At 46.8% G+C, this 24,127-nt stretch carries 17 protein-coding genes; 11 read left to right on the forward strand and 6 right to left on the reverse strand.

From position 1 onward, the window contains the following. The first annotated feature begins 1 nt into the window (after nt 1). The 9 genes from U5R06_10320 to U5R06_10360 all read left to right on the forward strand — a co-directional run bounded on the left by U5R06_10320 (nt 2) and on the right by U5R06_10360 (nt 14,166). Nucleotides 2-4,774: a C25 family cysteine peptidase gene (locus U5R06_10320; GenBank protein ID MDZ7723175.1), complete on the forward strand. Its 4,773-nt coding sequence runs from the start codon at nt 2-4 to the stop codon at nt 4,772-4,774. A 19-nt stretch (nt 4,775-4,793) separates the two neighbouring features. Continuing rightward, a complete protein-coding gene (locus U5R06_10325) occupies nt 4,794-5,783 on the forward strand; it encodes a hypothetical protein (protein MDZ7723176.1) in 990 nt (329 codons plus the stop codon). Further along, complete coding sequence (locus U5R06_10330) at nt 5,780-6,931, forward strand: hypothetical protein (GenBank protein MDZ7723177.1); 1,152 nt, start codon at nt 5,780-5,782, stop codon at nt 6,929-6,931. The genes U5R06_10325 and U5R06_10330 overlap by 4 nt, the downstream gene beginning before the upstream one ends. Nucleotides 6,932-7,333: 402 nt before the next feature. Continuing rightward, entirely contained in the window at nt 7,334-7,882 is a 549-nt protein-coding gene (locus U5R06_10335; protein ID MDZ7723178.1) for a hypothetical protein, read from the forward strand. A gap of 89 nt (nt 7,883-7,971) precedes the next feature. Next, on the forward strand, nt 7,972-8,793 hold the full coding sequence (locus tag U5R06_10340; protein MDZ7723179.1) for a hypothetical protein: 822 nt from the start codon (nt 7,972-7,974) through the stop codon (nt 8,791-8,793). Then, nucleotides 8,790-11,495, forward strand: a complete 2,706-nt coding sequence (locus U5R06_10345) for a hypothetical protein (GenBank protein ID MDZ7723180.1) — start codon at nt 8,790-8,792, stop codon at nt 11,493-11,495. The genes U5R06_10340 and U5R06_10345 overlap by 4 nt, the downstream gene beginning before the upstream one ends. A gap of 132 nt (nt 11,496-11,627) precedes the next feature. Beyond that, nucleotides 11,628-12,134 carry a hypothetical protein gene (locus U5R06_10350; protein ID MDZ7723181.1) on the forward strand — a complete coding sequence of 169 codons (507 nt, stop codon included), beginning with the start codon at nt 11,628-11,630 and terminating at the stop codon, nt 12,132-12,134. A 367-nt stretch (nt 12,135-12,501) separates the two neighbouring features. Further along, nucleotides 12,502-12,987, forward strand: coding sequence for a hypothetical protein (locus U5R06_10355; GenBank protein ID MDZ7723182.1), 486 nt, complete (start codon nt 12,502-12,504; stop codon nt 12,985-12,987). Nucleotides 12,988-13,140: 153 nt separating this feature from the next. Then, a complete protein-coding gene (locus U5R06_10360) occupies nt 13,141-14,166 on the forward strand; it encodes an aldose epimerase family protein (protein MDZ7723183.1) in 1,026 nt (341 codons plus the stop codon). 84 nt (nt 14,167-14,250) lie between these two features. Here U5R06_10360 and U5R06_10365 read toward each other — a convergent pair whose 3' ends face one another. Then, nucleotides 14,251-14,844 (reverse strand): hypothetical protein, encoded by a 594-nt coding sequence (locus tag U5R06_10365; protein MDZ7723184.1) that lies wholly within the window; start codon nt 14,842-14,844, stop codon nt 14,251-14,253. A 10-nt stretch (nt 14,845-14,854) separates the two neighbouring features. Further along, nucleotides 14,855-15,322, reverse strand: coding sequence for a 23S rRNA (pseudouridine(1915)-N(3))-methyltransferase RlmH (locus tag U5R06_10370; GenBank protein MDZ7723185.1), 468 nt, complete (start codon nt 15,320-15,322; stop codon nt 14,855-14,857). Between the two features lie 326 nt (nt 15,323-15,648). Here U5R06_10370 and U5R06_10375 point away from each other — a divergent pair, with 326 nt between their 5' ends. Together U5R06_10375 and U5R06_10380 are read left to right on the forward strand one after the other, a co-directional pair. Beyond that, a complete protein-coding gene (locus U5R06_10375; protein ID MDZ7723186.1) occupies nt 15,649-18,906 on the forward strand; it encodes a PAS domain S-box protein in 3,258 nt (1,085 codons plus the stop codon). Next, a complete protein-coding gene (locus U5R06_10380) occupies nt 18,907-19,290 on the forward strand; it encodes a response regulator (protein ID MDZ7723187.1) in 384 nt (127 codons plus the stop codon). A 108-nt stretch (nt 19,291-19,398) separates the two neighbouring features. Here U5R06_10380 and U5R06_10385 read toward each other — a convergent pair whose 3' ends face one another. The 4 genes from U5R06_10385 to U5R06_10400 all read right to left on the reverse strand — a co-directional run bounded on the left by U5R06_10385 (nt 19,399) and on the right by U5R06_10400 (nt 24,123). Next, complete coding sequence (locus U5R06_10385) at nt 19,399-19,953, reverse strand: outer membrane beta-barrel protein (GenBank protein MDZ7723188.1); 555 nt, start codon at nt 19,951-19,953, stop codon at nt 19,399-19,401. A 275-nt stretch (nt 19,954-20,228) separates the two neighbouring features. Beyond that, nucleotides 20,229-22,601: a phosphoketolase family protein gene (locus U5R06_10390; GenBank protein ID MDZ7723189.1), complete on the reverse strand. Its 2,373-nt coding sequence runs from the start codon at nt 22,599-22,601 to the stop codon at nt 20,229-20,231. A 158-nt stretch (nt 22,602-22,759) separates the two neighbouring features. Beyond that, nucleotides 22,760-23,893, reverse strand: coding sequence for a hypothetical protein (locus tag U5R06_10395; GenBank protein MDZ7723190.1), 1,134 nt, complete (start codon nt 23,891-23,893; stop codon nt 22,760-22,762). A gap of 8 nt (nt 23,894-23,901) precedes the next feature. Then, the gene (locus U5R06_10400) at nt 23,902-24,123 is read right to left on the reverse strand and encodes a FlgD immunoglobulin-like domain containing protein (GenBank protein MDZ7723191.1); all 222 of its coding nucleotides are present in this window, start codon (nt 24,121-24,123) and stop codon (nt 23,902-23,904) included. Nucleotides 24,124-24,127 lie beyond the last annotated feature (4 nt).

Here is a 24,127-nt window from a genome sequence, read left to right on the forward strand (position 1 = left end):
TGTGGTTTTGGGGGGATATGTGGAAAAAGATATTGGAATCATGTATATAACTAAAGTATTTATTGCTGTATATTCTGTTTTGCTGCTTATATCAGGACTGCAGGCCAACGATGGGTTTTCTGTGTTGCAGCGCGCCCCTCAGAGTGTGACGGTTCTTTTTCGGCTGCCGGACACTGTTACCGCTGAGACTATAGAGAACAACGGAAGGGTGCGTTCTGTTCTTAAAGTCGGCCCGAACCCGGTTCCGGATCCGGTTTATTCCACGCTGTTCAACCGGCCCGTATCATCCGCGAAAGCCCAGGTGATTGAACAGGTCCGGTACACCGTCCCTTCACCCCCGCCGATTAAATCAACTGAATACAGGCTGGACGGCAGTTCCGCGCCGGATTCGGTCGATACATCGATTGCGTATGATCCGCTGACCCTGAAATCTCTGGGCGCCTTTCAAAACAATCCCTTGTGGAGCCTGGTGGTTCGTCCTGTGGTCTATGATCCCGGTCACCGGGCCTATTCCGTCATGCGTAAACTTGTCATTCAAATTAGTTTCACCCCGATCGAAACTCCGCTGGTCAACAGCACGATTGATGAAAAAGACTTTATAGATTCCCTGTATCCGCTGCTGCGGTCGGAACAAAAGCCGGTCTCGGCACAGCCGCCGCTGCAAAAACGTTCTGCTGAAACCGGAGAGCGATGCAAGATCATGGTGTCTGAAGAGGGGTTTTACCGCGTCACCGGCCATGATCTGGATTCGGCCGGAGTGGATTTGTTTGATATTGATATGCGCAATCTGGCTTTGCGCTGTAATGGTGAGCAGGTGCCCGTGTATGTCAGCGGCTGGCAGGATGGACAGTTTCATGCCGAAGACTATATTGAATTCTGGGGAACCCCCAGCGCGCAGGTGTTTCCGGAAGCGCCCGATATCGCCATGGATCCGTTTACGCGCGCCAATGTGTACGGGTTGTCCTGGAACCGCAAAGGGCGCTGGATGAGCGTGGAAAATACAGTGTCTTCCGAATCATTTGATACTGATGTGATTCGGCCGTTTGCATTTTATGATTCGGTGCATGTGGAGCGCAATTCATTTTATGAACGCTTGTCCTCAGTGCAAACACAGGACATGCGGGATCGCTGGTTCTGGGACGGAGGACTTGAAAGCGGAGAAAAAAAAGAATATTCTTTTGAATTGATACATCCGGACCAGCAGTCCATTTTACCGGTGTTTGTAAAAATTATGATGTGCGGCCGTACCCCCGGAACGACTCAACAACACCAGGCCGGCGCCTATATGAATGACCGTTTTATATCTTCTTCCGCCTGGACCGGGCAGGACCGGGCAATTGTGCAAAATGATGAAACCACACCGCTGCGCGGCGCGCATTTGCAGCATGGAAGCAATGTGCTGTCGCTTTTGAATACACGCAGCCCGGATGACTTTGATTATGTGATGCTGAACTGGTTTCAGGTGCGCTATCCCCGACTGTATCGGGCGCATGCCGGATTGCTCAGGTTCACTGTGCCTCCCCATCAGAAACGCGGTAAATTTCTGTTTCGCATCGATGGGTTTGAAAGCGATGAGATTGATCTGTACAAACTCGGACACAGCAAGCTCAGGGGAGCGCAAATCGCCCAAGTGGAGGATTTTGAAGGCAATACATCGTTTCAGATCAGTTTTCAGGAAAATGTCTATTCGAGTGATATTCACTTCCTTGCCGTAACCCCGGACGCCAGAAAACATCCGGACCGGATTCTCGCGGATACAGCCTCGGATTTGTTGTCGGAAACCGGCGATGCGGATTATCTGGTTATTTCACATCCCAAGTTCAGGCCAACCGAAGCCTTGCAGCGGTTTATCGAATACCGCCGGGGGACCGGTTATCAGGTGCGGGTTGTCGAAACCACGGATATTTACGATGAATTTAATTACGGACGGCCTTCCTCATTTGCCATACGCGATTATATCAAAAGCGTGGCACAGGGCGGCAAACTGCAGTATGTTTTATTGGTGGGGGACGGTTGTTACGAACGGTTGCATATGGCAGCGGATACCCTGGATTATGTGCCGGTGCATATGCTGCAGACGTTCAAATTTGGCGCCGCTGCCAGCGATTATTGGTACTCTCGGCTGGATGGCGATGACCGCATCCCGGATGTATTTCTCGGCAGGTTGCCGGTCCGCACGGTGGAAGAACTTGAGACTATTACCAATAAAATCATCGACTATGAACGCGGCGGCGAGGCCGGCGATTGGTACAATCGGTTATTAATGATATCGGGAAACAACCCGACGTTTAGAACACAGAAACTGGATCTGGCAAAGACACTGTCACCGTCCGTTCAAAAACGCTTTCTGGCCACGTTAAGAGAATCGGGTCTGGATGATGATCCGTTTTTCGGCGGCACAGCCGATCTTTTGGACTATTTTGACATGGGCTGTTCCATTATGACGTTTCACGGTCACGGTGGCGGCGCCGTATGGGCGGATAACGGGCTGCTGCGTCTAAATGATGTGGAGCGTATTTATTCACAGGATCGCTGGCCGGTTATTTTCAGTATGACCTGTTTTACCGGCGCGTTTGAATCGCCGCACCGGCGCTCCCTGGCGGAAGAACTCTTGTTTTCCGAACAGGGCTGTGTGGCGATGGTGGCTGCCAGCGGCGTCGGCTGGTTCTGGAATGATTATTATCTGGAAAAGGAAATTTTAAAATATCTGTACGAGAATCCGGGCGAAACCCTCGGGCGGGTGCTGGCAGCCGGTAAAATTAATTATCATGCGCATTATATCGGCCCTATTGTCGCTTCGGAACTGGATCAGTATCATTTGCTGGGAGATCCGGCCTTGCGGCTCCCCCTGCCTGACTCTAAACTTGATATTCAGGCCACACCCCGACTGGTGCAACCGGGCGATACACTGCATGTTGAGGTCAGATCATCATCTGAACAGGGTACTGTATATATGGACGTACAGGACAGCAGTTTTCAGATTTTAGAATCCCGGGCGAAACCGATTCAATCCGGCGCCGCTACATTCAGCTGGCCGGTGCCGTCCCGGCTGAACGGCCGTACCGGCACGGTTCGCGCATTCTCGATAGACCCTGTCGGCAAGAAAGCGCACGGGGCCAGCCGTTTCAGCATGGACAAGGCGCTGGTGGATTCCGTTTATACGCAATTCCCAAACGACAGTTTATATATTCACGCCCGAATCCTGGCTAATGAACCGTTACAGCATGTTTGGGTTCGGGTTATGGGCGATTCCATTGTCCTGCAGCCGCGGGATCAGAACTGGTATCATGCAGAGCGCGGCCGTTATATCGAATGGAGAGGACTGACTGTCAACTATACCCTTTATGTACAAACCGAATCGAATGAAAATTACAAGTTTGCCCTGGCCAAAACCATTCCTTATGGACAGGAACCGGCACTCGTAGATTCTGTTATTTTTCTTGAAGGAAATGACCGTGTAACGCTTAATACAGGTATTACTAATCTGGGTGATCAGACGGTAACCGATGTACCTGTTGAGTTTAGTGTCCGGACCGCCGGACAAGACGATTGGCAACCAATCGGGCTTGACAGTGTGACCCTGCGCGCCGGTGCAGAGACGCAGGCATCTGTCCCTTATCCGCCGCCTTTTTCAAATTTTGAGGTGCGGGTTGTCATTGATCCGGACAGCAGTACGCCGGATGAATACCGGAACAATAATATACTGCAAAATGTTATAGATGGGCATGTGCTGCAGGCGATGCCCGGCTTTGGTTTTCAGGTTGGCGATTCGCAGCTGACTCGGGTTGATATCACGAATACTGTAAGTTTGAGTGTATCGGCCTCGTCTTTTTCTCAACCAAGCGTTGTTTATGCACAGCCGGATTCTTTTATCACAATTTCTGAACAGCCGGCGTTGAAAAGGGCGCTGAAATACGGAATTGACTTGCAAATTCGCAATCCCGCGGCTGTAGCACAACCGCTTGTTTTATCCTGGACTCTGCCGGATTCTCTGCGTCAGGAGGCGCAGCAGCTTGCGGTTTATCAAAAGCCGGTCAAGGGTTCATATTGGATTCAGCTGCCGACATCGCTGCAGAACACCGGACTCGAAGCTGAAATTCGTAAAAGTGGAAAATTAGCGGTGCTGAACAGTTCGGATCAGGAACCGCCGGTGGTGTCGCTGTCAATCGATGGTCAGCCCTATGTGTGGGGAAAATTCATCAGCGCCACACCGCTTTTGGCTCTGCGCATTCAGGATGATAACGGACTTTATCTGTCGCGTTCCAGTCTGACTGTTTTTCTCGATGATGAGGATATTACAGATGAGGTGGTGCAGGACACCCTGCCTGTTTCTCATCAGCATGTCATCGAGTTGAATCCGGAATTTGAATCCGGTACGCATCGGTTGGTGGTGCAGGCCGTGGATGCCAGCGGCAATCAGGGTGAGGAAAAAGAGTTTGAATTTACCATCAATCGGGAGTTTGCACTGGAGTTTTTAGGCAATTATCCAAATCCGTTCGCGGATCAAACGCGTTTTGCCTTTGTTGTGACCCAGCCCTGCCGGGATATACAGCTTGTAATATATACCACCTCCGGACGTTTGATCCGGCGTCTATACCCGGGATTGTCAGGTGAGGATCCCAATCCGTTGGGCGCGGATTATCATGAAATATTATGGGACGGTCTTGATCATGAGGGGTATCCGGTTGCGAATGGTGTTTATTTTTTCCGTCTGAGCGCTAAACATAAAAAGGGTGTAAAACACGTCGAGGGCAAAATTGCAAAGATACAGTAAAATAGTTTTGATATGCCTTTTGCTTTCGGCTTTGCGGGCGTCCGGCGGCGGCCGCTATGCCGGTTCTTTTTTAGAATGGGGGACCGGCGCCCGGCCCATGGCCCTGGCTGATGCTGCAGTGGCAATGGCCGGCAACGGAGAAACATTCTATTACAATCCCGCGTCTCTGGTGTTTCTGCAGCGCGCGTTTGTCAATTTGATGTATGCGCCCACCTTTGGATCCTTGTCCGACCCCATGGCTCATTATCACATAGCCGGTCTGTCTATGCCTCTCGAATCCGAAACCGCATTTGCATTTCACTGGGCGCGCTTTTCGGTGAATGACATTCCGGTTTATCCCGAACTGCAGGGTAAATCGTTTTCTGATCGCAATTATCAGTTGGCCTTGCGCCCCGACGGGACGCAGCTTGGGACGATCCGGGATACAGAGGATGCATTGTACCTGTCAGTGGCGAAAAATATAACGTTTCCCATGCCTCTGGGCTGGTGGTATGATGATTTGCCGGTGGATTTGCCCCTGGGCGTGAATTTCAAACTGATCCGGCAGGTGTTGGGTGAGCATGATGCCAGCGCCCTGGGTGTGGATGTGGGTGGAATGCTGCGTTTTCATTTGGGACGTTTTTTGCAAAACCGAAAGATCGGACGTGTTGCTTTGGGTGTATCTGTCAAGGATATCAGCCGGACCGAATTGAAATGGGATACGGAACACCGTGACCGTATCATGACGACACGATCCTGGGGCCTGCATTATCAGCATCCGATCCGGCAGTGGGATGCAGAACTCAATTTCTATTATACCAAACGGGTTCAGTACGAGTCCAGGTATCTGGGCGGTGTTGAATTTACTTTAAAGAATCTGGCCCTGCGAATTGGCCGCAACGCGGACGGATTAACGGCGGGCGCCGGTTTGTACTGGTGGCGTCTGCACCTAAATTATGCATTTGTGGCCAATGATTTCCAGGATGTTCACAGGTTGAGTTGCGGTATAAATTTGGGAGATTTTCGATGAAAAGATTATGTGTTATTTTATGTTGTTTGCAAACCACAGTCTGGGCTTTTGGAACACGCAACGGTGATGTGGGGCTGTCTTACACCCGCGCCGCCTGGACCACCCCGGCCGGGACCTTTCGAGTGTTTCCGCATATGCGGTTCTGGGGGCAGGCCAAAGAATATATCGATCCGGAAACCCGCTACAGCAGCGGCAATATGATCTGGGATGTACACGGCGCCATGGCGCTCACCTATGGATTTACAGATCATGTTTCGGTTAGTTTGACACCGGTGGTTTATCAGGACGTGCATCAGGGGGTGCGCGAAGCCGTACCCTGGGACACCTTTTTGAATTTTCGAGCAGGATCGTTTTCGTTCTCCCCGCAAAGTCACTGGTCATTTGGTCTGGACGCCGGTTTACGATTCCCGACCGGTTCCAAATATAATGTCATTTTTGAACATTATTCGGCCTATGCCATTGAAGGAGGTGCAACAGCTTGTGTGAGCTATGCTGTAGATCCTTTGTTTCCGCAAGAGTCGCTGCACGCACATTTGAATCTGGGACTGTGGGATTATAACGAGGCGGGACAGGTGCTGGTTGACAATGCTGCCGCGGTTGGCGCGAAAGCCGGAGAAAACAGTCAGGCCTTTCGACTCGCCGCCGGGGTTTCCTATCCGACTGAGTTGTTTGATTATCAACTGGAATGCTACGGCAATATGTTTAGCATGCGTCCCCCGGCAGCCGCTGCAGGGCGCGAAGACACCTGGTTTTTAAACGCGACCGTGGTTTACAAACCCAAACTCTGGTTGCAGTGGATCAGCGGGATTGATATCCGTCTGAATCATGACAGGGAAACGACAGTGGGAGCGCGTCAGATACCGTCTCCACTGCCCAACACACCCGGCTGGCGTGTGCATACCGGAATTCGGATCACCGTGCTGCCGCTTTCCGTCTATTCTACAACGCCGCGGCAGCAACTCATACAGCAGGCTGAAGAACAACGTGATCTGTTTGAACGCATTATTTCAGAAGAGGATGATACCGAAAAGATGCGAAAATCCCTGGAACAGATTCAAAAAGAGCGCAAAGAGGCGGAACAAAGTCTGGAAAAAGTGAAAGAAATGCTGAAAAAGTATCGAGACAAAGAAAGCAGCAAACAGGAATAGTTTTTGTGATCGCCTGTGGGATAAATGTCATCAATGTCCCTCAGGTGTGTCACTGTTATGTGCTTTTGGGGAAAAATGACTCACTCATTTGACCGGTATGTTAAGACCTCTGTTGATGTCTCTATCATTCGTTATAAGTTAATTTAAGTGAAATAAAAACAATAATAAAATCGGTTGCCGCGGGTATGGAGCTAATATGGTACAAAAGGTACCAATGAGGAAAAAGGTACCGATTATTGTGATTATTAAGCAGGCCTATTATAAAGATGGAAAGTATATAAACTCAATAAAAATAGTATAATAAAATTGAAATATTAGTATGGCATAGATGTTGCAAATGAAAAAGTAACTTAACATAGAAAACAAATCATCACTTTTAAATTATTAATATGGAGGTTTTAAATGAAACGGTATCTTGAGGTGTTGTGTGTTGTGGTGTTGGCGTTGGGTGTGGTAGCGGGTGTTCAGGCGCAGACAGCTACGCATGATCTGAGTATCACTGTAAACGGATTTCAGCTGATTGGTTTGGAGGGTGGCGGCAGGCCTGTCGCTTTTGAGGTCGGCGCTCCCGCTAGTGCGGGTGAAAAACCGGTTATCGTCAGCAGCAGCGGCGTGAGTGATAATTATTTGCTTTATTCGTCAATTTTCAGCACCACGGACAACAAGATTACAGCAGCGTTGGATGCTGATGTGGAATCTCCCCTGACCTTGAGCGTGTCTGCAGCAGCTGCCACAGGCGGCGGCGGAGACAAGGGTGATGTGCAGACCGGCGTCGTATTGTCAAGTGCTGCGGCTGATGTTATTACCGGTATCGGAAGCTGCTGGACAGGTTTGGGCACCAATGGCGCCCAGTTGACTTATTCGCTTGCGATCCCGGATGATGTGACTGATTTGGATGATGTAAATGACCAGCCGCTCACAGTAACCTATACCATTACAAATACAAATTAGCAGGGATTTAGTGTTCCGGTTGAAAAGGGATAGTTTTTTCTATCCCTTTTTTATTATATTGCAGCAATACTTTTTATAATCAGTGGTAAATGAATGAATCGGGAAAAACCATGATCGGAACCTTGAAAAAACTTACACTGCTTGCTTTTTTAATAAGCGCCGGTTTTGTTCATTCCGGTATTGTCGTATTAGGTGGACTCACTCATGAACAGCAATTGTCTCCGGGTGAAGAATACAAGGGTGTGGTGGAACTTGAAAATCTTACAGATGAACCGGGACGTGTGCGTATTTATCAGACAGACTATTTTTTTAACGCAGCAGGAGAAACGCATTACCCCGAGCCGGGTAGTCTGGATCGTTCTAATGCTGAATGGATCGAGTTTACACCCAAAGAATTGATTATTGAACCCAGGCAACGAACGGTTGTTAATTATCAATTGACAGTCCCGGAATCAGAATCTCTCAGCGGCACGTATTGGAGTATGTTAATGGTTGAGAATGTGCCGGAAATTGATCCGGATCAGATTCGGGATGATGCCGTCACCGTTCAGTCGCGTATTCGTTACGGGATTCAGATGGTGACCAATATCGGCGCGACAGGTACAAAAAAGATTACATTTCTACAGACAGAATTTGTTGAAAAAGAAAATCGCTTTTTTCTTCAAGTGGATTACGAAAATAAGGGGACGCGTATATTGCGGCCCCTGATGAATCTTGAGGTGTATAACGATGACGGTGAATTGGTGGGGCGATTTGAACATAAAAAGCAAAAATCCTATCCGGGGACTTCGAATCGAATTCATATCGAACTTGAGGATGTACAAACCGGTACCTATCAGGCGTTGTTGATTGCAGACTGTGGACAGGATGATTTGTTCGGCATAAGGTTTACGCTGGAACTCAATAAATGAGATATGGGGTATGGACAATTATTATCTTTTTATGTGTTTTGGTGATGAAAATAAACGGGGAGACTTTGCCGGTTTCCGTGTTACACCATCAAGGTTCTGTTCTCTCTGTCAATGACGGAAACGACGTGACCGCGCGGTTTCAGCTTTTAAACAAGAGTTCTGCTGTTCAAACTTTAAAAAGTAAAGTCTTGCTGCCTTTAAATTGGCGCCTTGTCATCGAACCGGTTGGGTTTGATCTGCAGCCGCATCAAAAATGTATAGATCTGATTAGTTTTTATATCCCTAAAAACACAAAAGCGGCTCAATATCCCGTTCAGTATTTGCTCATTGACGCGAAGAATCCCGATAAAACCCGTTCGTTTACGCTTTGGATTCAGGTAAAAGAAAATCATCACTTGATTTTAAATCCTGTTTCGATCCCTGACTATGTTCGTGCGGGAACTCGAATTGAGGCTGTTTATAATATTTGTAACGCTGGAAATTTACAGGATACCGTGATAATCGATGTTGATGGCGCACAGATAATCAATCAATTTGATCCCGTTATTTTGTCCCCTGATTCCTGCTATTTGTTTCAGCTGTCGGCGCGCACCGACAAAAATATAACATCCGCCGGCAAAAAACGGATTCACTTGCGGGCACAGGTTAAAAATATGGACTCGACATGGGTTTCAAGCACTCATCTGGTGGATGTGCTGCCTGTGAAAACAGGCAAAGTCGATTCTTATTTTGATTTTCCTTTGCGCACTAAACTTGCCTACTTTTACTCTGATTATACCGCTCGGCAAAAATCGGGACCACAATTTCAAGTTCAGGGATCAGGATATGTTGACAAGAACAAAAATCATCATCTGATGTTAAACATGCGGGGACCGGATTATTATGGTTATTCGTCTCTCGGCCAATATGATTTGTATGCCCTGAGTTATCAATTTAAAAAGTTGCGGGTCGATGTGGGAGATCACGCAAAACGGGTAACACAGCTCACCGAAAACCATCGGTTTGGCAGAGGCGTTTCTGTTAGTCTGAATTTAGATCACCTTCAGGTGGGTGGCTTTTTTCAACAACCCAGATGGCGACCGGAGTTTGAAAAAGAATATGCGGTACATAGTAGAGTTCATTTGAATTCCAGAGAATACCTCGGAATTAATGTGCTTCAAAAAGAATATTCTAATTACTCGGCTCAACTCATCAGTTACGTTGGTCAAGTGAGTCCTTTTAAATTTTTGAGAACCCGTATTGAAATGTCGACAAGTACGGCGCAAGATAAGAGCGGTACAGGTGCGGACATTTCAGTCCACACCGAGCTTGGAAAGCTTCGTGCAAATGCCAGTATTCTGTATGCTGATAAAAATTATCAGGGTTATTATAATGATTCTGAATATATTTCAGCCAATGCATCCTATCATTTAACTAATAACTGGCTTTTTACTTTAAATTTGCAAAAGGACGCCGATAATCTGGATCAGGACACGACATTATATGTTGCCCCCTATTCCGAAAGATTGCAATTCGGTGTTCAGCATCGATTGACCGGAAATGTGTATCTTTTTGGCGCCTATCGGCAGATTATGAGAAAAGATCGACTGCCGCGTCACTTGTTCTCTTATGAAGAACAGACGATTCATTTGCGCAGTTCATTAAAACAAAATAACTGGAGATTATCAGTTTACAGTGATTTTGGTTATTTTCAGAATTTGTTACCGGGTTTTGAGAAAATAAATTCTCTCTTGTTCAAGTTGAATTCCAATGTGTCTTATCAACCGTCTATCAATCAGTTTTATCGCCTGTTTTTCTATTATGAAAACAGCAAGCAGTATTCTATGCAGCGGAACAGTACTTTAAATATCGGTTTTCACGCCAGAATTCATATTAGGCCGGATTGGAAAATTCAGGTCAGCATGCAGAATGGATTTAAACTGGAAGAATATTACCGGGATCGCGATTTGTTTCAGGCTGATATCGAGTATACACTGCCGTTTAAGCATAGTATAGAATTTCAGGCAAGGTATTCGCTATTGCGTTATCGTACCCATTTAAAGGATAAAGCCTTTATTATCAATTATCGCGCCCCCTTTGGTATACCATTATACAAAAAAGAAGATTTGGCACAAATAAGGGGGAAAATCAGCAGTCAAAACGGCGAAAATATCAATAATATTATTGTCAGACTGAACGGATATACCGCAATTACCGATACGGCGGGATATTTTGTGTTTTCCGGTATCAAACCGGGGCTCCACTTTATATCATTGGATCGATCCACTCTTGGAATGCAACATGTCACCACGATTCCGCTCCCCATTAAAATACAAGCACTGCCCGAGGGAGATAATTATTTTGGGCTCACCCTTACAACAGGGGCAATCGTCTCGGGACGCTTGCATGTCTTACAAGACGGCAAGAAAAATCCGCTCTCGACTCTGGATACACCCTGTTCTCAAATTGTTATTGAAATGCGGCAAGGGGAGCAAGTCTTGAGAAGAATTGCCAACAAGGATGGGAGTTTTGAATTTGAAAATACAAGACCCGGCAATTGGCAATTGAAAGTATATGATAATTGTATCCCTGATACCCATCAACTGGAACGCAGCGAATGGGCTTTTCAACTGAATCCGGGTGGTCAAAAGCATATAGAGATTATGCTTCAAAGGAAAGAACGTAAAATTCAATTTCAGCAATGGGATGATGTTGTTGATTGATTCTGGTACAGCTTTTGCTTAGTATTGTGTATATTGTCAGGTTTAGCGGCTATTTGAATAAACCAAATTAACGAGTGTTGAATTTCTACTCGTATCGCGGAATCGACTAAAATATGATTTTAAAGGTGTTTTATGAAAATGTGGAAATGTTGCGCATCGGTTCTGATATTGTTATCCGGCTTGGCTTGTGCCCAAAATACATACATAAATGTTGATGGAAACTGGAATCTGAATATTGATGTGTCTGACTTGACCGGTGGCCCGGGAAGCAATATTCAATCCATTTATAACAGCACAAATGAAGGGGCCTTGATTGATCTTGATGTTCTTAAAGCCCGAGGTGAATGGTGGTATTGGTTTTTTCGTTGGGATTGGCAGGTCGAGGTCCATATACAAAGCGTTAATTGGCAACCTGATTGGGAAATATGGGTCAGACGAACAGGAGATGGGGATTTTTTTGTAGGAAATATTCAAGGGGGTGAAACATTTCAGCAGTTGAATTCAATGGGGATAAATTTTTGTTCCGGCAGTCATAACCATAATAATATTCCTCTGGAATATGAGTTGAGAGGGGTATCTCTTCCTTTGGAGGCCGGTCAGTACTCTGCAATTGTTTATTACACATTAACCGAGTTGTAAATACGACACTGTCAAACTCATAAAAAAATTGACATTTGATATTCAGGATCGGTATAATGTGTATAATATTTGGAAAATTACAAAGCAGAGAGATGCAGTGTAAAAAAAATGAACATAATATAAAAAGATCCTAAAATACACTTAAGATGCAAACGCATTAAAAACAATTAATAAAGTATCAGTGTCCGTAAAAATGTTGAAAATTGAACACATTTGATTGAAAGAAGTATCATTGTTTAAAAAATGGTAGAAATCAGGACATTTTAACTATAAAATAAACAGTAAATAAGGAGGGTGTGGTGTAAAGCAAGTAACGTCTGGCATGAGATTTGAATAATTCTTGAACGTAAAGCCAAGGAGGATTCTCATGCACAGAGTTACACGTGTTTTTGTCTTTTGCCTTTTTATTCCAGTCTATATTTTGGCCGCCTCAAATAGCTGCAGCCATTCGGTTTCTATTCGTATTATCCCTGTTGATCATTTGGAGCTTGAGGGCGGTAATGTTGATTTTACATTTTACAGTGATAAAAATTCATCTAATCAAGGTCATGCCGAGCAAATAGATAATTCCTGCCGACTGCAGTGGAGCATTTTTTCAAACGAACGCAAAATAACGGTACAAAGTGATAATTCAAATTCTGAATTTAAGCTTTATGTCCAGGCCGAACAAGTCGAGAAAGGGCAATCTGCCGGGAAAATAAGGCTTGGAAACAGTCCCGCTGCGCAGGATTTTATCAGAGGGGTCGGTCGTTCCCGTGGATCTTGTAATTTGAACTATAATGCGATCACCCGGTTGAAAAACCAGGAGAAATCAGAAATCCACCACATTACCTATACCATTGTCTCTGAATAAAAGACCACACACAATATCTTGATATATCGGCCCGGGAAAATCTCCGGGCTTTTTTACGTCTGGTATATCAATAATTTCATTTGAATTCAGTCAGAAATTATTTATGTTTAGGACATTGTTATTCATTCTTTTAAACCCTACAGAAAGGACCCTATGAGTATTGAAAAGCAGCCCTTTGGAACAACCTTGGACGGCACGGATGTGTCTTTGTATACGCTGACCAATGAAAACGGTATGCAGGTTAAAATTACAAATTACGGCGGTACGGTTACGTCGATTCTGGTCCCGGACAAACAGGGGAATGTTACAGATGTTGTGTTGGGCTTTGATGATCTGGGTGCCTATATCAAGGACAGTCCTTATTTCGGATGTATTATCGGACGGTTCGGCAACCGGATCGCGGGCGGTCAGTTCAAACTGGATGATAAAGTCTATAAATTGGCGGTCAACAACGGCCCGAACCATCTGCATGGCGGAGAGAAAGGCTTTGACAAGCAGGTCTGGGATGTGGTGGAACACCCGTCCAAAGACGGCGGCGTGCTGGAACTGCATTACCATTCTCCCGACGGGGAAGAGAATTACCCGGGCAATCTGGATGTGGTTGTCTCGTATACGCTCACCGCTGAAAACGAAATTGTAATCCGATACCGCGCTTCAACCGACCAAAAAACGCTCGTGAATCTGACCAATCACACCTATTTCAATCTTAAAGATGCGGGAAAATCCGATGTCCTGAATCATGTGCTCGAGTTGAACGCCGATCATTTTACACCGATCAATGAAAAGTTGATTCCACTCGGAAAAATCCAGCCGGTTCAGGGTACGCCCATGGGTTTTACTCAACCCAAACCAATCGGTCAGGACATTGATCAGGATGATGAACAATTGAAACGCGCCGGCGGCTATGATCATAATTTTGTCATCAAGGGCAAAGCCGGCGACGTGCGGTTTGTCGCGCGTGTCACTGACCCGCAATCCGGACGCATGCTGGAGGTCTATAGCAAAGAACCCGGTGTTCAGTTTTATTCCGGTAATTTCCTGGATGGGACCCTTACCGGCAAACAAAACACGGTGTATCAAAAACGGCATGGATTTTGTCTGGAAACCCGAGCATTATCCGGATTCTCCGAACCAGCCGGAATTTCCGTCGACCGTGCTGCAGCCCGGAGATCAATATGATACCACAACCATTTACAAATTTCCGGTTTAACCTAAAAAATGCCGGTGCGGTGCACCGGCATTTTTTACTGTGAGCTATGATTGTTAAAGTGAATCTGCTTGACTGCTTGCCAGTTCCAAGGGTCCAAATGTCAATTCCACCGACTCTACTTTGTATCCCAGATCGCTGCTCAACCCCTTTAAAAACTCGCTGCATTTTTCATGACATTTTTCACGAACATATTCCCGGGTTAAAAGTGTTTCTCCCTCTTGAATAAACCGGTCTGTCAGATTTTCAAGAATGGCCAGAGCTTCGCGTTCCTCGTTTACCAAAAGCCCGGTTTCCGGAAAACTGACGCTGGAGGCATTGATGACCGGTTTTTTCACCCGGATGGGCGGCGCTGAAAAATACAATGTCTTGCTCTTTTGATCGTATTCTGCTTTATAGCCTTCTTTGTCAAAATCAATATAAAAATCAAATGAGACATTGGATGTAACTTTGACCTGGGCATTGCTCGGGAATATGCCGAGAATTCGTTTGCTGATCCGATCCGTAAAATCCACGTTTATGGTCTGGGAGGCCAGCACCAGCTGGGTCAGTCCCTCAAATTTTTCAGTAAAATTCATATGTACAGAGCGTTGATGGGCGCAGGATATAAAAATCAGGAACGCCAACATCGATAAATTAGCTCGTCTCATACCATTCTCCTTATTTGTGATAGGGCTCGCCTTTCAATATGGTGTGCGCACGATAGATTTGTTCAAGCAGCACCACAAGGGCGAGTTCGTGCGGCAGCGTCATCGCTGAGATGGAAAGGCGCCGGTGCGCTTGTTTTAGAAATGCAGAGTCCAGTCCCAGCGGTCCGCCAATCACAAATGTGATTTGCCTGACGCTTCGGCGCGCGCTGTCATTAAAAAATTGGGCAAAGTCCTCCGAACTCATTTGTTCTCCCCGGGCATCCAGTGCGACCACATGGTCGTGCTGCAAACATTTGTCATACAGCCTGTCGCTTTCCTGCTGTTTGATTTGTTCTTTGGAAAGCGATTTGATGCGGACCGGCTTGACGGCGGTTCGCATGACCGGTGCGTACCGGCGTATCCGTTGGGTATATCTGTCGGCCAGGGCTTTCAGATGTTTGTTGCCGGGGTCTCCGACTGTCAGTATATTGAGTTTCATGCTTTGATCTGTGTGACTATTTTAGTTAACGTACAAAAAAAAATGCTGATTTGCAAATTTAATGGCGAAAAGGGGCTGGATTACATGCGAGCAATCATATCGTTTTACAGCTTATGGGGTACGTGACAGGTACACTCTTGTACAATTTACACCCAAGGCTGATTATCTTGAACTCTATCAATTGAATGGCATTTATCTTGCAGCTTTGTCAATATCAGACCAAAACACACAAATGTGTTCATTTTTTATACAATTATTCGGTTTGTTATGATCATTGCTCATCTGAACGCTATTTGTCTATATGATTCTAATGCCCGGGACTTTGAATGACACACGATAAACCCCATCTGCACGACGCGGACGCTATTCAACTTGTTGTTGTACATCCGGATCAAAACCTGAAACAATGCATTTTTCAAGGCCTCAGGCAGAAGCAATACCCGATCAGAGGCGCGGAAACCGCCAAAGCCGGTCTGGATTCACTGGGTGAAAGTGAGACCGAGATTCTGCTTCTGAGTTCCGAGTGCCCGGATATGACGTGGAATGAAGTGATGTCTGAACTCCAGGTGCGTCGTCTCTGTACTCCCGTACTCTTGATGACGCCGCCGCAGCAGACTCGTTTGCATGCGGCTATGCTTCAAACCGGAGCAGCAGATTGCGTGGTTGTCGATTCGGAGCATATTGAACTTTTAGTGATTAGAGTCAATAAAATTATCAGTGATGTGACTGAACGACGAAAGACTCTGCAGCAGATCGGAGATGGCATGCGGCGATATGAAAAGCTGTTTTTAAATTCTTTGATGGGGATTGGGCTGGCCAGGCCTGACGGACAAATCATTGAAACCAACGACGCCTTTGCTACGATCCTCGGATATACCCGGGACGAATTGTTGCGAGTAAAATCATCCGATTTATATAAAAATATTGCAGACCGCGAGCGTGCTATCCAAATACTGGATAAAAACGCTGTGTTGAGCGATTTTGAAACCACCTTGAAGCGAAAAGACGGAAAAGAGGTGCATGTTTTGCTCTCAAGTTCAAAAATTGAATATAACGGCGAAACCTTTTATCAAACCACCTGTCTGGATATCAGCGCTCGTAAACAGGCTGAAAATCAGTTGCGTGCCCAGGAAAAATTATTTCAGGATATGCTCAAAGCAGTGCCCGACAGCATCTCGGTGCATGATACAGATCTGAATATTGTGTACTGCAACTGGAACGGATTTAGCGCGATACCGGAGGACAAACGTATCCTGAACAGCAAATGCTATAAAACACTTCGGGGTTATCATAAACAATGCCCGGATTGCCGGGCTGGGAAAGTCATTCAGTCGAAAAAAACTCATCGTTCAGAGATTGAACTTTCTGACGGCAAGTGGATGGATCTCCGTATCATCCCGCTTTTGGATCATAACGGAAACTGCACCCATTTTGTGGAATGGGTGCGAGATATTAGCGACCGCAAGCAACTGGAACAGCAGCAAAGAGACTATGTGCGCGAACTGGAGCTTATCACCGATACACTGGTGAAAAGCAGCCGTATCACTGATCTAAATGCATTATGCCAATACCTGGTGGATCAAATCCACTCTTTTAATCCAAAGACCTATGTGCTGATTTCCATGTACGAGCCGGAAACCGGACATGTCAAGGTCCGAGCCATGGCCGGTTACGGAAAGATACTCAACCGTATTTACAAGATGATCGGCGCTGACAAAGACAGTTTTAATTTTCATCCTGAAGACATGGGGGAACTCACAAAGCTTTATGTCACCGGTAAACTGGTGCAAGTGCCGGGCGGCGCCTATGATCTACTGGAACACAAAGTGCCCAAATCTATTTGTGACTCTATTGAAAAGCTGTTGAATGTCGATGCCTCGTACGGGGTGGGATTTTCTCTGAATAATGAACCCTATGGCGGTATTGTCATTTTGACGCAAAAAGGGCACAGCGTTCAGTTTAAATCCGCCATCGAAACCATTGCCAGTCACGCGTCGCTCATTCTTCACCGACGTCAGGCAGAACAAGCCGCTGAAAGCCTGAACGAACGCATTCAGGCCGGTCTAAAGGCCGGTAATCTGGCCTGGTGGGAATTGCAGCTGCCTTCAGGTAAGGTGCAATTTGATGATATGAAAGCCACGGCTCTGGGATACAAGCCGGAGTCTTTTACACAGTATCAGGACTTTACAACATTGATCCATCCGGAGGACCGTGAAAAGACCATACAGGCCATGCGCGATCATTTGGACGGCAAAACCGACCGTTATCACGTGGAATACCGCATCAGGGCGAGAGATGAGTCTTATAAATGGTACCGTGATATGGGCAGTATTGTCGAACACAGCGCCGGAAATGGAACGATGCGGCTTATTGGCATCGTGGAAGACATCACAGAAAGCAAACAGTCAGAGCTCGAACGTGCCAAACTGGAAGCGCAGCTGCATCGGTCGCAAAAACTGGAGACGATCGGCACGCTGTCCGGCGGTATTGCCCATGATTTCAATAATATTCTCACTCCAATTCTCGGATATGCAGAAATGGGGAGGGATGCATTGGAGGCGTCTCATCCGGTGCGTGAGGATTTGCAGTATATCATAGAGGGCGCCGAGCGCGCCAAAGAGTTGATTCAGCAGATTATGACCTTTAGCCGCAACGAGTCGAAACAAAAGACGCCGCTTTATCTGCATACGGTTGTCAGGCAGGCAGTGAAACTGATGCGTGCCACCATTCCAACGACTGTAGACATTCGAAAAAACATTGATACAACATGTCCGGCTGTATTGGCTGATGCCACACAAATGCACCAGGTGATGGTGAATTTGTGTACCAATGCTTACCAAGCTCTATCGGACAAAGGCGGATATTTAAAGATTGAACTGAACCAAACAACTGTCGATGAAAAAACCGCATTGCTTGATCCGGAGTTAAAAGTTGGCGATTATGTTCAACTTGTCGTCCAGGATAACGGCGTTGGCATGGATGAAAACACCATGAATCGAATTTTTGAACCCTTTTTCACCACCCAAAAAGGGGGCCGGGGTACGGGGTTGGGGCTGTCAGTGGTGCATGGGATCGTCAAAGGCCACAACGGCGCGATCGTTGTCGAAAGCGAACCGAACCAGGGCACGCTGTTCAGCGTCTATATCCCGGTTTCGCAGGCGGACGTGCAGGATGAATCTCAGACCCAAAACATTCCCGCCGGTAAAGGTAAAATATTGGTTGTGGATGATGAGACAGCCATTGCGTCAATGCTGAATCGAATGCTGAAAAAACTGGGATATCAGGTTGACAGTTATACCCATAGTCCGGATGCTCTTGATGTATTAAGGCACAAAAAGGCGCAATACGATCTGGTGTTGACGGATTTAACCATGCCGGAACTCGACGGGATTGAACTAGCGCAAGAAATCCGAAAGCTGGACAAGAAACCGGCTGTTGTGTTGATGACCGGTTATAGCGAACAGGTCAGGGTGGAACAGTCCAAGCATCTTTTTGAACGAGTTCTGGCCAAACCGATTAACCGGCGTGAAATCGCGTTGATAGTGCAGGAGACAATAAGAAAAACAAACCGGGAGGCTGGTTGAATGCAGGTATTAATTGTAGAAGATGACGCAAGCATACGAAGAATGATCAGAAAGATGCTGGATCGCGAAGGGTATCATGTTCTTGAGGCTGTGAATGGATATTATGCCTTGAAAATGCTGCAAAAGCATTCCGGGATCGGTCTTGTGATTACCGATATTGTCATGCCGGAAAAGGAGGGACTTGAGACCATTCAGGAAATCAAAGAGATGAATCCCCTGACCAGAATCATTGCTATATCCGGCGGCGGCAAAATTGATGCGGAAAACTATCTTGTGCTGGCAAGGCACCTGGGAGCGGATGCGACGTTGAGCAAACCTTTTCATAAAGATGATCTGCTGTGTATTCTCAACGATACAGGTCAAGTGCCTGCGTCAGCGGGATGACGCATATGTAAAAGTCGAGGTTAAAGAAGGGGTGGATGAAGAGGATCAGAGATTACTGCAGTTTATAAGGAGATACGGGATTGTTGTCAACCCCGTATCTACAAAATATTATTTCAATGAATAGCTCACACCGGCCAAAATGGAAAAATAATCAATATCACCCAACGTATAACGGAGTTCAGCAAATCCGTCAAGATCCGGAGTCACAGGCATGCGGGCGCCGCTGAGTAAATGAATTCCGAGTTCGGTATCTGATTCAGATTCATCAACCTTTTTACCGGAAAACGGTTCAGTGTATTCAAAACTGGATGTGCCGATAACCAGTCCCAATCCACCTCCTACATAGGGTGTAAACGTCTGCTGGATATCAATTGTATATCTTGCGAGCGCTGCGATGCTGAGCACTGAAAAAGAAGCGTCAGAGCCGCTGCCAAAGCCAACATCATAACTTTTTTTCCAAAAATCCACAGAGGCTCCGAGATGCAGATCGGGCATAATGGTACCCAGATCAGCGTTCGCTCCAAAACTGATCGCATTGTCAATGGGGTCTTCCGGCATGACAAAGCCCAACTGGCCGCCCACACCATACAGTCCGATATCAGCCTGTCCCATGACAGGAAGAGTTATCATCAGCATCACAACAGCAAAAGCCATTCGTTTCATAACCTTCTCCTTTTACTCGATTTTGTTAGATTCCATTTTTTCGGTTACATGGCACTTTAACAAAGAAAAGTATCAAAGTATTTCACCTTTTGTGATTTTTTTTATTCAAGCTGTTAATAAAAATCAGATATGCAGTTTTTTGGGACTTTTGCTATCTTTATTCAAAAAACAGTTCACGCAAAGAAGCAGAGGTCGCAAAGAAAAACAAGAGCTCATCCATATTAAAATAGTTGGGATTATTTCCAAGCCGCTCATATTCAGGAACAACTTTGCCGTTATTCTGAATACGGCCATTTCCAGTTGCGAACCTGATCAATATCATCGCCGTATTTGTTGGTGTGCTGTTTATGGTCGATCAGCAGATCGCGCATGTTTTGATTCACATGCGCGCCGATACGCGAGAGTTTCGGGACGCGTTCAATGGCATCGCGCACCAGATGAAACCGGTCCAGATCATTCATGACCACCATGTCAAACGGTGTGGTGGTGGCGCCTTCTTCCTTGTAACCGCGCACGTGCAGGTTCTTGTGATTGGTCCGGCGATATGTCAACCGGTGGATCAGCCAGGGATATCCGTGAAAGGCAAAAATAATCGGTTTATCCGTGGTGAACAATGTGTCAAATTCGTGATCCGAAAGCCCGTGCGGGTGTTCCCGTTCCGGCTGCAGGGTCATCAGATCGACCACATTGACCACGCGGATTTTCAGATCGTCAAAATGTTGGCGCAGAATATCCACGGCGGCCAGGGTTTCCATGGTCGGGGTATCGCCGCAGCATGCCATCACCACATCCGGTTCATCTCCCTGATCGTTGCTGGCCCACTGCCAGATTCCGATACCGGCGGTACAATGTTTGACGGCTTCATCCATGGATAGATATTGCAGGGACGGCTGTTTTCCTGCGACGATGACATTAATGTATTGTTTGCTCCTCAGACAGTGATCAGCAACGGACAACAGGGTGTTGGCATCGGGGGGAAGATACACCCGTACAATTTCCGCCTTTTTATTGACCACGTGATCAATAAAGCCCGGGTCCTGATGACTGAATCCGTTATGGTCCTGGCGCCAGACATGTGAGGTCAATAAATAGTTCAGAGAGGCGATCGGCCGCCGCCAGGGAATATGGTTGGTGACTTTGAGCCATTTGGCATGCTGATTGAACATGGAATCGATAATGTGAATAAACGCTTCATAACAGGAAAAGAAGCCATGTCTGCCGGTGAGCAGATATCCTTCCAGCCATCCCTGACACATGTGTTCGCTCAGCACTTCCATCACCCGGCCGTGCGGAGCAATATGGTCATCATCCTGTTTGATTTCTGCTGTAGATACCCGGTTGGTTACCTCAAACAGGGCGCTGAGACGATTTGAGGCGGTTTCATCCGGTCCCATGACCCGGAAATTGCGTTCCGTTTCATTGTTTTTTACCACATCGCGTAAAAAAGCGCCTAAAACTTTTGTAGCTTCAGCGGTAGTGGTCCCGGGTTTCTCGAAATCGACGGCATAATCCCTGAAATCCGGAAGTTTCAGATCTTTGAGCAGCAATCCGCCGTTGGTGTGCGGATTGGCGCCCATACGCCGGTTGCCGGTCGGCGCCAGTTCCGCAAGTTCCGCTTTAAAGGTACCGTTTTCATCAAACAACTCCTCCGGCCGGTAGCTTTTCATCCATTCCTTTAGCTGCTTGATGTGGGTTTTATCGGTTCTCATATTGGAAAGCGGCACCTGGTGTGAGCGGTGTGTGCCTTCGATCTGTTTTCCGTCCGCTTGCTTGGGACCGGTCCAGCCCTTTGGCGTTTTCAGGATCATCAACGGCCAGAACGGGCGTTTGGTATCGCCGGTTTCACGGGCATGCGCCTGGATGTCTTTAATATCCTGGATCACCGTATCCAGTGTTGCCGCCATTTTTTGATGCATGCTCTCGGGATCATCACCGCTGATTGTGTACGGCTTGTACCCCAGTCCCTGGAAATATTTTTCCAGTTCGTCCTGACTGATGCGCGCCAGTATTGTGGGATTGGCGATTTTGTATCCGTTCAAGTGCAGGATCGGAAGTACAGCGCCGTCTGTAACCGGATTCAGGAATTTATTCGACTGCCAGCTGGCAGCCAGCGGACCGGTTTCTGCCTCGCCATCACCGACCACGCAGCAGGCAATCAGGTCCGGATTGTCAAACACAGCGCCGTAGGCATGCGCAATGGAATATCCCAGTTCACCGCCTTCGTGGATTGATCCGGGTGTCTCCGGAGCCACGTGACTGGGCACGCCGCCCGGGAAGGAAAATTGCGTAAACAGGTTTTTCAGGCCCTCGCGGTCCTGCGAAATATCCGGGTAAATCTCGGAATAAGTGCCTTCCAGGTAGGTGTTGGCAACGAGTCCGGGACCGCCGTGACCCGGTCCCGTGATATAGATCATGTTCAGATCATTTTTTTTGATCACCCGGTTCAGGTGCACATAAATAAAGTTCAACCCCGGGGTTGTGCCCCAGTGCCCGAGCAGGCGCGGTTTGATATGTATCGGCTTGAGGGGGGCGGAAAGGAGCGGATTATCCTGTAAATAGATTTGTCCCACGGATAAATAATTGGCGGCACGCCAGTAGGCGTTCATTTTTTGTAATTCATCTCGCCCCAGTGGATGTTGATCGGACATGGTATCCTCCTTTAATCGTGTTTAAAAGTATGGCATCTACCCGTTATGTTGTATATTCATCACACGGGGTGGCTCTATAAAAATCGACTGGTCGGTTGCAACCGGTTCGCTTTTTATATAAAACATGCGCAAAGAGAACAGGATTTCATAAAGTTTAACTAATTGCGGAATATCGGATCGTTGGGGAAATATTTTTTCCAAAATTGTACAACATCATGATGTTTGGCCGGTGAGAAATGGGAAGAGCTGTAATTGATCCAGGTGCGCATATGCTGTTTTTCTTCCTGTATGTGTTTATCGGAAAGCAGGTCCAAATTCCACATGCGGATGAACAGCTGTTTAAAGTTATCCCAGTCTTTTTGCGCCCAATGGCCGGATTGCGCATTGAAATAAGCAACCTGACAATTGTTGACAAAGTCTTTGTTGGTCCAGTACCGGTCAACTGCGTCTGCATAGACATAAAAAGCGCGTTCGTGCTGCCCGGACTGATACAGCTTTTGTCCCCAGATATAGTACAGGTTGATCTCAAAATTCTTATTGGATAGAGAATGACGGTTAAAGTCCTGGGCTATTTTCACATAACGGTAGGCTTTTTCAAAGTCACCTTTTTGTCTGGCAAAAAAAGCCCGATTGTACGCCAAAAGCCCGAGCAGTTCCGTATTGTCAATCGGACGGCCGTTGGAATTTTCATACTCATAAATGCGGTCCAGACCGATTTCCAGCCGTTTTTCTTTGGGATAATACTGCAGCAGATACTGATTATACTGTCTCAGATTTTCCATGATGTTGAATCCGTACGCCATGGTGTTTTCCACCATAATACGCTCGGTAAAATTGGGGAATACGGTATAGGTATGAGTCGGGGTTTCAAAGGCTTCAGTGGGCCAGCCCAGGTCCCTGCAGATCAAATTATACAGAATGGTGCTGGAGACGCAGTTGAACTGTTTATGATTGACAATATCGATCAATGTGGTGGATGTTTCGTTATAATGCTTGAGGTGCGTAGCGTGCAGATAGGAAAACACTTTGGCTGCCGATCCGATGCGGTCGAATGAATCAAATCCGTAATCGCGGATGGAAGACACCACGTCCCGATACCAGTCCAGGTAGCGGTGCAGTTCGGTTTTATGATGGGCGCCGGACAATACAAACGCGGCTGCGATATGGCTGAACCCGTCCAGTCTGCGGTCGCGAATATCGCGTTCCAGATCATCCAGCAGATTTGCAGAAGAGGCTGAAGCCATCAGGGAAAAAAGCAATACGAGTGTCACCAAACTGCGTTTACCGGACATGCGGTCTCCTATTTCAAGTATAAAAGTTTAACTGTTGTATTATTGGATGACAAACGCCCCCAAAAAGTTCCCGAGCTGACAGGCAGTCCGTTTGAATCTTTGCCATGCCATTGCGCGCGAAACACCTGCTGGTTTGCCGGGATGTGAAACTGCTTGATCCGTTGACCCAGGGTGTTATAAATACTTAGAGTCGCTGCGGGATGTCCGTCCGGCAGATTCACAATCAGCATCACG

The sequence above is a fragment of the candidate division KSB1 bacterium genome (assembly GCA_034521575.1).
Classification (GTDB): Bacteria; Zhuqueibacterota; Zhuqueibacteria; order Residuimicrobiales; family Krinioviventaceae; genus JAXHMJ01.